Genomic DNA, 1541 nt, shown 5'->3' with positions numbered 1-1541 from the left:
TTAATAAAGTCCAGCAAATTTGCTGGACTTTATTTCGTAATATTTTAAAAGAACTAAATCGCTAAAAGCGACGGCTGGAGTTAGTGATTAAACTTAATTATATATGGAAAAAATAAGAAGTGAAGTTTCTTTCTCAAGGAAGCTTCACTTCTCACATTTTATGCACTTTTTAAGGAGTGATAAAATGTATCAAAAAATTGAAAAAATGATTAAGGATTTAGAACTTCGTGGTCGTAGTAAAGATACTATTAAAAATATGGTCTGTACTATGAAATGTTTTTCTAAATTCTATAATCAATCACCTGAAATGTTAGGTGAAAAGGAAATTATCCAATATCTAGATTATTGCATTAATGTTAGAAAATTATGCAGAGGAACCGTAAATTATATCAATAGTACTCTAAAATTCTTTTATGTTGTGACACTTGAAAGATCCTGGAGTGATTTAAGAGTTCCAAGACTTAGATATGATAAAAATTTACCTAATTATTTAACTAAGAAAGAAGTAAAACTTTTATTAGAATCTACTACTTATTTAAAGCATAAAGCAATATTATCAACCATATATTCTGCCGGCTTACGCGTTAGCGAAGTTATAAACTTAAGAATATCTGATATTATAAGTTCTGAAATGAAAATTAGAGTTAGAAATGGCAAACGAAACAAAGAAAGATATACTTTATTATCACAGAAGAACTTAGAGTTATTAAGACTGTATTGGAAGAAGTTTGGATATAAAAATTACTCTCCTAATGATTACTTATTTATATCAAGACAAACAAAGAAAAAGCTAACTAGTCGTGGAGTTCAAAGTGCAATTCAAAAAGCTGTGAAAAATGCAGGAATAAGTAAAAAAGCTACTCCACATACTTTAAGACATTCTTTCGCCACCCATTTAATGAATGATGGTGTTGATTTAGTAACTATACAAGCGCTAATGGGACATTCAAATATGAAAACAACCTCAATATATTTACATGTAAGAGATTATAAAACATTAAATATAAAGAGTCCATTAGATATATTGGAGTAGTTTCATGAATTCACTTCAACATATTATGGAATTACACGGGGAATCCTATACTAAATCAAAAAAGTTACCATCTAATATTCTAAAAGCATTATATTCTATTAAAGATTGTAGAACTGCTGCGCTTGGTGGCCATGTATATGAGTGTGATGAGTGTGGAGAAAAAAAGATTTCATATAATTCATGTAGAAACCGTCATTGTCCTAAATGTCAGGCTTATGCTAAAGAAATGTGGATTTATGAAAGAAGTAAATCTTTATTGCCAACTCACTATTTTCATATTGTTTTTACTATACCAGAACAATTAAATTCTTTAACTTTATTTAATCAAAAAGAAATGTACTCTATTCTTTTTACTGCTGTTTCCGAAACTTTGCTAGAATTAGCAAAGAATAAAAAGTACTTAAATGCAAATATCGGTTTTACAACTATTTTGCACACTTGGGGTCAAAATTTAATGTATCATCCACATATACACTGCATAGTTCCTGGTGGTGGATTAAGCACTGAC

At 29.0% G+C, this 1541-nt stretch carries 2 protein-coding genes; both read left to right on the top strand.

Going from position 1 to position 1541, the window contains the following annotated elements; genetic code table 11:
* The first annotated feature begins 184 nt into the window (after positions 1-184).
* Positions 185-1033, top strand: a complete 849-nt coding sequence (locus ACQRD5_RS17075) for a tyrosine-type recombinase/integrase (RefSeq protein WP_427747105.1) — start codon at positions 185-187, stop codon at positions 1031-1033.
* Between the two features lie 4 nt (positions 1034-1037).
* On the top strand, positions 1038-1541 hold a 504-nt coding region (locus tag ACQRD5_RS17070; protein WP_427747104.1), incomplete at its 3' end, for an IS91 family transposase.

The organism is Clostridium sp. SGI.024, assembly GCF_050315195.1.
GTDB lineage: Bacteria > Bacillota > Clostridia > Clostridiales > Clostridiaceae > Clostridium.
Note: the sequence above shows the minus strand (reverse complement) of the source record. Positions and strands in the feature narration are given on the sequence as shown.